At 72.0% G+C, this 7,408-nt stretch carries 4 protein-coding genes and 1 pseudogene; 1 reads left to right on the top strand and 4 read right to left on the bottom strand.

The features are described 5' to 3' along the window. Positions 1–486: 486 nt before the first annotated feature. Together IE321_RS39810 and IE321_RS42625 are read right to left on the bottom strand one after the other, a co-directional pair. Positions 487–657, bottom strand: a complete 171-nt coding sequence (locus IE321_RS39810; RefSeq protein ID WP_190226531.1) for a hypothetical protein — start codon at positions 655–657, stop codon at positions 487–489. Between the two features lie 372 nt (positions 658–1,029). Then, positions 1,030–1,140: pseudogene (locus tag IE321_RS42625) on the bottom strand (helix-turn-helix domain-containing protein); the annotation flags it as partial. 532 nt (positions 1,141–1,672) lie between these two features. Between IE321_RS42625 and IE321_RS39805 the strand changes: the two are divergent. After that, positions 1,673–2,170, top strand: a complete 498-nt coding sequence (locus tag IE321_RS39805) for a hypothetical protein (protein WP_190226530.1) — start codon at positions 1,673–1,675, stop codon at positions 2,168–2,170. 1,509 nt (positions 2,171–3,679) lie between these two features. Here the strand turns inward: IE321_RS39805 and IE321_RS39800 are convergent. Continuing rightward, a complete protein-coding gene (locus tag IE321_RS39800) occupies positions 3,680–4,789 on the bottom strand; it encodes an acetate/propionate family kinase (protein WP_226652897.1) in 1,110 nt (369 codons plus the stop codon). Further along, positions 4,786–7,152, bottom strand: a complete 2,367-nt coding sequence (locus IE321_RS39795) for a phosphoketolase family protein (RefSeq protein WP_190226528.1) — start codon at positions 7,150–7,152, stop codon at positions 4,786–4,788. Before IE321_RS39795 ends, IE321_RS39800 begins: the two co-directional genes overlap by 4 nt. Positions 7,153–7,408: the final 256 nt, after the last annotated feature.

The following is a 7,408-nucleotide window of genomic DNA, read 5'->3' as shown; positions in this document are numbered from 1 at the left end:
TCGCGGCGCCGGATCCGCTCGCCGACGGTGGCCACCAGGTCCAGCACGGCGGCGCACACGCTCGCCGCGTCTGTATCGTCCCGGCCGAAGGAGGTGTGGGCGCCGGTCGACTCGGGCATCCGGTGCGCGGTGATCGTGCGCGGGTCGATTCCGCGGGCCGGCCGCGCAGAAGGCGGCCCTTCCTTCCGCCGAGGAAGAGGCAGACGACGTCCTCGGCATCGCCGCGAGCGCGCCGGCGGTGTGCAGGCCGAAGCGGCGCCGGGTGTCGGTCTGGGCGGGGCCGATGCCCTGCACCGCGTCGACGGGGAGCGGGTGGAGGAAGGTCTCGACGGCGCGGTGGTCGGGGAGGTGGAGGATGCCGGACGGTCCGGTGGGTGCGGAGGCGGTCGCGGCTGTCGGCCAGGTGTCCGCGACGCCGATGTGGACGCGGACGCCGTACGTGGCTATGGCCTGGAGCTGGAATCGCTGCGCGAGCCTGCGGGGAGCCTAGGAGAACACCCTGCTCGCGCCGCGGAGCTGTGCGACGAGCGCGGTCGGCGGGAGGGGCTGCGCGGTGGGGGTGAATTCCGCGGCGAGGTCGAGGATGTGGCGGTAGGCGTCCGGGCTGGTGTCGGGGTGGCATCGCACGTGCCAGATCACGTGGTCGCGCTCGTTCATGCCGCCGTCTCCTAACGCTCGTGGCGGGCGAGCTCAGCGCGGGCGGCGAGCCGCAGCTTGGCCCGTCCACCGGCGCAGTGGCCCTGGGGCGTCCAGTACAAGTGGTAGTGCACGGCGGTCTCCCAGCGCAGCAGGGCACGGTGGAGCGCGGCCGTATGGACGGGGCGGGGGACGGCGAGGGTCTGGTAGGCGGCGGTCGCCCGCGTCTGCGCGATGAGCAGGTCGAGAGGGAAGGTGGTGCGCTCTACACCTCCAACGCAAACAAACGTTCTGTTTATTGCGCAACGCGAGCCGCTGCCGGCAGTACTGCAGGAACGGAACGAAGGCATCCGGGCCCTGACGTCGCCGGCCAGGGGCCTGGTCGCCATTCAGATAGGCGCGGATCGTTTTGCGGTCACGACCCAGATGCCGTGCGATCGCCGAGATCGTCCAACCCTGACGACGCAGTACGTGCGCATCCACGCCTTCCTCCCGCGTGAGCATCCAGGCCTCCGAGCAGGCCGAACTTGCGCACACAGGTTCTCCACGACGCACCGATACCAGTTCGACACGTCGGGCAGGGCCATACGAAAGGTCGAGAGATCAACTGAGCAGGTTGGGGCGCAGAGCGAGCAGACCCAGGGAAGTCAGGCCGTGTCCAATGTGGTGGCCCTGAGGGCATGCCACCTACGGATGTCCATAGGTAGTTCGCCCCCGCTGGAGGCTCCTCGTCCTCAGCCTCACCGGCCACGCCCAGGCGGCTGCCGCGGCCGGGCCATCGGTGCCGCCGCACTCACGCTCGACGGCGTCAGCGTGAGGGTCAACATCCGCAAGTATCAGCAACGCACACGATGGTCCCCGGTACTTCGACCGGGGGTCATCGTTTCGAGGCGGGCGCGGCGGCGGTGTCGACGACATCGATGGCCGGTGTCGGTCAGTGTGACGTTCGTGCGCGCCCACCAGCACGTCATGAAGGGCTTCCGCGGGCTCCTTGGATCAGTCAGCATGAAGGTCCGTCGGGGATCCGGGGGTGGGGATGGGGAGCGCCATGGACGGGCAACGAAGCAGGCCCGAGCAGGTCGGACCCGCCCCGTGGCTGGCGCTGGCCTGCCTGGTCGGGCTGTTCCTGGCCTGCGTCGTACTGACGAACTTCACCGCGGAGCTGCGGGCGGCGCTGTGGGGCGAGCGCGGCACCGTGACCGAAGCCGACTGCCGGACGTACGACAACACCGTGGCCAATGCGGGAACGTCGACGTCCTGCTCAGGCACCTTCACCCCGGAGGACGGCGGCTCGTCGTTCTCCGTCCCCGTCGAGGGCGACATCGATGCGCAACCGGTTCACGCGTGGCTGGTGGACGGCACATCCGGCACCGCGTACGTCTCACCCACGGTGTGGGCGGGAGTGCTTCCGGTGGGACTGTCCCTCCTCCTGGCCGGCCTCCCAGTGGCGGTGACGGTGAAGCACGTGCGCCGCGTCCACGCACAACGCCCTGGAGAGCCGCTTCACGGATCAGACCCAGAGTCGAGTGCGTGATCGACGACGAGCACGACGGGTACAGCCCGCACGTCACCTGACTCGACATCGACAAGCCCGTCCTATCGCACACGGAGCGACCCGGCGACCGAGAGCCCGACTCCCTCTGGACGCTCCGCAGCGGCGCCGGCCTGCCACGACTCGTCCGCCATCCACGCTGCTCAGCCCGCCAAGTAGCACGCTCATCCGCCAACGCCCGACGCCACCCGGGCGCCCAGGGAACCCAGGCCAGACGAGAGGCCGCCACAACGCCACACAAAGGCGCAGCCGGAGCACCCGGGCGGGGGCACCGGATCACCGCCGAGCACGAGCCCGCGGACCAGACGGACGAGAACGAGTTGGCGGACGAAGAGGCCGGCCGCACGCGTCGGGGGAAGTCCGCGTGCGGCCGGCCAGGGGCGTTATCCAGGCGCTCCACAACCCGCCTACCCTCACACCGCACCTTCACGCTCACTCCTGGATGGTCAAAAGACCTGGCCCGCCTGCCAACGCGGTTGGGGTGGCAAGCGTCGTGGAGGGCGGAGCGGGCACGCAGGCACTCGCCGCGGCGCTGCCGCCCGTGTTTTCCAAGGGAACGCTCCTCGAAGCCGTCGTCGGGAAGGTATTCGCGTGAGTACATTCCGGACCTTGATGATCATGGAGCAGTCGCTAAAAAGTAGCTGTAACGCTCGTGATCAATGCATCTAGATCACGTCGAACCGGTGCGGGGCCTGGTCGAGGAAGGCGCAGGCCTCGGCGTGGACGAAGGTGAGACGGGGCCCGCCGTCTCAGGGACGGCGGGTGCGTTCGACCTGGGCGTGGGAGAAGTCGACGGCGGTCACCTCGACTCCGGCGCGGGCGAGGCGCTGCGCTTTCGACCTCGGGCCGGCCCGAGGTCGAAAGCCGTCTTCGGGGAGCCGAGAAGTTCGGCGCCGGGCCCGGCGTCGTCGACCAGGCCAGTCCAGTCCAGTCCAGTCCAGTCGAACGCTGCTGCCGCGGGACGGGGCTGGGCCCCTCGCCGCGGTAGGGCTTGCTCATCCCAGTACTCGGCCGGGGTGGTTGGGGCGGCGGCACTGTTCACCAGGTCCTCCGGAAGCCGGGCGGTGAGGACCGCCAAGCTACCAACGGGCGCTCCCGGCGCGCGGGCGGATCCTGCCGGCATCGCCCGGAGGCGGCACCCGGGCCGCGTACAGGGCTCAGGAGACGGCACTCACCGGACCCCGAGGGACGGGGCATCGGGGACATCGAACTCCTCCAGACGCCTGCAGGGCTGGGCCTTCAGGCTATGCAGCGCCACGTCGTGATCACATGCCCTGTGCGGCCGGACGCGGTCAGCGGCCAGTGACGCGTACTCGCAACTCGTACCGGGCGCCGGCTGGATGCACGTGTGCGCGTGCTTTGTACTGGTATTGCTTGTCAGCTGATGGAGTGCGCCTCCTCGCTCGCCTGCGTCCTTCGCCGCGACCCGCGTCATGACCGTGTGAGACGTGCACCGCGCGGCCGGGACCGGGTTGTGGGTCCTGGAAGCGGTCAGCGGTCGGTTTCCAGGCAGGCACGGGTCTGGCGGGCGACTTCGTGGATCTCCCCGGTGGGAACGACGAGGACGGGGACGGTCGCGCCCGGTCGGCTGACCACCGTGGGCTCCCGCGGGTCGTCGACCGCGGTGAGACCGCCTTCGATGCCCAGCACGCGCAGCCCGGCGGCCACTTCCTCGCGCACCTCTGGCTGGTCCTGACCGATCTCGCCGGTGAAGACCAGGGCGTCGACGCGGTCCAGGGACGCGGCCATGGCGGCCAGGCCCCGGCGGACGCCGAGGGTGAGGACGGCGAGAGCCAGCGCGGCGTCGGGGTCGCCGTCGGCGCGCGCCCGGACCAGTTCGCGGGTGTCACCCGACGTCCCGGAGACGCCGAGGAGTCCGGACTCGCGGTCGAGGAGCCGGGCCGTGCGCCGGGGGTCCGTCCCGGTCTCGTCCTGGAGCCACAGGAGCATGCCGGGGTCGACGGTGCCGCTGCGGCTGCTCATGGGCAGGCCCTCGGACGGTGTCATCCCCATGGTCGTGTCGACGCTCCTGCCGTTGCGGACGGCGCAGGCGGAGCAGCCGCCGCCGAGGTGGGTGAGGAGCAGCTGGAGGTCGGTGGGGGAAGCACCGAGGAGTTCGGTGGTCCGGCGCAGCGCGTGGGCGTAGGACAGGCCGTGGAAGCCGTACCGGCGCAGGCCGTGGCGGCGGGTCAGTTCCCGCGGGAGCGCGTAGGTGCGGGCCGGTTCGGGCAGTTGCCGGTGGAAGGCGGTGTCGGGGCAGGCGACGTGCGGGACGCCGGGCAGGAGGGCGCGGGCGGCGTCCAGGGCGGCCAGCGCGGGCGGCATGTGCAGCGGGGCGAGGCCGACGGCGGCCTGGAGGCGTGCGCGTACGGTCTGGTCCACGGCCGTGGGGTGGGTGACGTCCGGGCCTCCGTGGACGACGCGGTGCCCGCAGGCGTCGACGGCGGGTGCGTCGTCCAGGAAGCTTCGGATCATCCGGTCGGCTCCCTCGTCGGGTGGAGCGTCGAAGTCCCGGGAGGCCACGACCCGGTCGTCCGCGTCGAGGACGGCGAGGTGGAAGCTGGAGGAGCCGGCGTCGGCGACGAGCACGGTGCCGGTCATCCGGGCCACCGCCATTCGGTGATCTCGGCGGGGTCCTCGCCGGTGCGGCGCAGTTCGCGGCGGAGTTCGTCGCGGTGCCGCGCGTAGTGCTCGGCGAGCGTGCGGGCGCGGCCGGCGTGCCGGTCCGTGCGGTCGAGGTGGTGCAGGAGGGTACGGGCGAGGTCGTGGCGGGTGGTTCCGTTGAGGGCGAGGAGGTCGTACGGGGTGGTGGTCGTGCCCTCCTCGACGTAGCCGCGGACGTGGAAGCGGTCGGGGCGGGGGCGGCCGTGCAGGAGCTGGTGCACGGCCGAGGGGTAGCCGTGGAAGTCGAGGACGACGGGGGTGTCCTCGCCGAACAGGTCGTGGAACCGCTCCGGTGACATGCCGTGGGGGTGGCGGTCCGGCGGGGCCAGGGCGCACAGGTCGACGATGTTGACGAAGCGGATGCGGGCTTCGGGAAGGTCGCGGCGCAGCAGGTCGGCGGCGGCGAGCGATTCGACGGTGGGGATGCCGCCGGCGCAGGCCAGGACGGCCTCGGCGGGCCCGTCGCCCGCGGTGCCGGCCCAGGTCCACGCGGAGGCCCCGGCCCGGCAGTGCTCGCGGGCGGCGTCGAGATCGAGCCACTGGGCGGCGTCGTGCTTGCCGGCGACGACGGCGTTGATCTTCCCGGTCTCGTCGAGGAGCCGTTCCATCGTGACCAGCAGGGTGTTGGCGTCGGGCGGCAGGTAGACGCCGGTGACGGTGGACTTGCGGTTGAGGAGGTTGCTGATGAAGCCGGGGCCCTGGTGGCTGTAGCCGTTGTGCTCCTGGCGCCATCCCTCGCTGGTGAGGAGGTAGGTGAGGCTGCTGACAGGGGCGCGCCAGGGAACCTCCCGGGACATCTTCAGCCACTTCGCGTACTGGTTGGCCATGCTGTCGACGATCGCGGCGAAGGCTTCGTAGGTGGGGAAGAGGCCGTGGCGGCCGGAGAGCAGGTATCCCTGGAGCCATCCCTGGCAGTTGTGCTCGGAGAGCGTCTCCATCACCCGGCCGTCTCGGGCCAGGTCCTCGGCGTACTCCTCGACCGGCCAGACGTACGCGCGCCCGCTGGCCTTGAGGATGGCGTCGAGTTTGTTGGAGGCGAGTTCGTCGGGAGAGACGATGCGGAAGTCACGGCGCTCGGCGGTCGCCTCCGTCAGCTCGGTCAGCCAGTCGCCCAGCACCCGGGTGGGGCCGGCCGTGGCCGACCCGGGCCCGTCGGGAAGCGCGAGGGCGTGGGGGGCGAGGGGCGGGAGCGGGAGGGGGCGACGGAGCCGTCCTCCGTTGGCGGCGGGCTGGGCGCCGATCAGGGCGTCCGGCTCCGGCAGGGCGGCGAGGACCTCGGGCGCCGGCCGCCCTTCCTCGTCGAACAGCTCCTCGGGCCGGTACGAGCGCAGCCAGGACTCCAGGGCCTTGAGCTGCTCCGGGTCCTCGCGTGCGTCGGGGAGCGGGACCTGGTGGGAGTGGAAGGTGCCCTCGATCGGCGTGCCCTCGACCTCGGCCGGCGCACCGGCCCCCTTGAGGGTGCGCAGCACGATCATCGGCCAGGCGGGCCGCACGGGAAGGTCGCCGGAGCGGGCCCGGCGCTGGAGCGCGCGGAGGGTGCCGTGGGCGTCGAGGACGGCCGCGGTGAGGGCGGCTCCGGGCGAGGGCCCCGTCTCGTCCACGATGCGAGGGTCCCAGCCGTAGCCGCGGAACAGGGCCGTGAGCTCCTCGTCGGTCATCGTCGCGAAGAGGGTGGGTGAGGAGATCTTGTAGCCGTTCAGGTGGAGCACGGGCAGGACCGCTCCACAGGTCACCGGGTCGAGGTACTTGGTGGAGTGCCAGGCACCCGCCGTGGGCCCCGTCTCCGCCTCCCCGTCGCCCACCACGCACGCCACGACCCGGTCCGGGGCGTCCAGCGCCGCTCCCACCGCCGTCGCGAGGGCGTAGCCGAGCTCTCCGCCCTCGTGCAGGGTGCCAGGGACCGACGGGGAGAGGTGGCTGGGAAAGCCGTCCGGGGCGCAGTAGCGGCGGGCCAGCTCCCGCAGCCCTGTCGCGGTCCTCGCGAGTGCCGGGTCCTGGCGTTCGTGAGTGCCCTCCAGCCAGAGGTTGGCGTGGACGGCGGGTGCGCCGTGGCCCGGTCCGGTGACCAGCAGGACGTCCGTGCCGCGCTCCCGGATCAGGGCGTTGAGGGCTGTGTAGACGAGCGTGATGCCGGGACAGGAGCCCCAGTGGCCCAGCAGTCTCGGTTTGACGTGCTCGGGTCGCAGGGGGTCGGACATCAGCACGTTGTCCTGCAGGAAGATCAGGGCGGCCGCGATGTAGTCGGCCGCTCGTACGTAGGGGCTGGGGCCGACGGTCCGGTTCTGCGCGGGCGAAGTCACGGCACCTCCGACGGGTCGGGGAGAACATTCCGCTCGGCGCCTGCCCCACGCGCCTGCCCTCAACCGTCGGACGTCCGGGGCGTTGTGCGGCTCTCGGGTGCCGTGCCGCACCGCGCCGCGGCAGACGCCCCCCACGGAGTCGGGGAGAAGTTCACCGGGGCCGCCGGCACCGTAGGCCGGCAGGGACCATCCCCGCGAGCGCGGGGAGCAGCAGCTGACCGGGGCGCCCGTGGAGGCGAATCCGGGACCATCCCCG

Source organism: Streptomyces hydrogenans (genome assembly GCF_014656075.1).
GTDB classification, from domain to species: Bacteria; Actinomycetota; Actinomycetes; order Streptomycetales; family Streptomycetaceae; genus Streptomyces; species Streptomyces hydrogenans.
This window is presented reverse-complemented; position numbering and strand designations above follow the sequence as displayed.

Excerpts from the sequence above, each read along its gene's own strand:
- IE321_RS39800 (WP_226652897.1), bottom strand. The coding sequence starts at position 4,789 with ATGACCGGCACCGTGCTCGTCGCCGACGCCGGCTCCTCCAGCTTCCAC.
- IE321_RS39810 (WP_190226531.1), bottom strand. The coding sequence starts at position 657 with ATGAACGAGCGCGACCACGTGATCTGGCACGTGCGATGCCACCCCGAC.
- IE321_RS39805 (WP_190226530.1), top strand. The coding sequence starts at position 1,673 with ATGGGGAGCGCCATGGACGGGCAACGAAGCAGGCCCGAGCAGGTCGGA.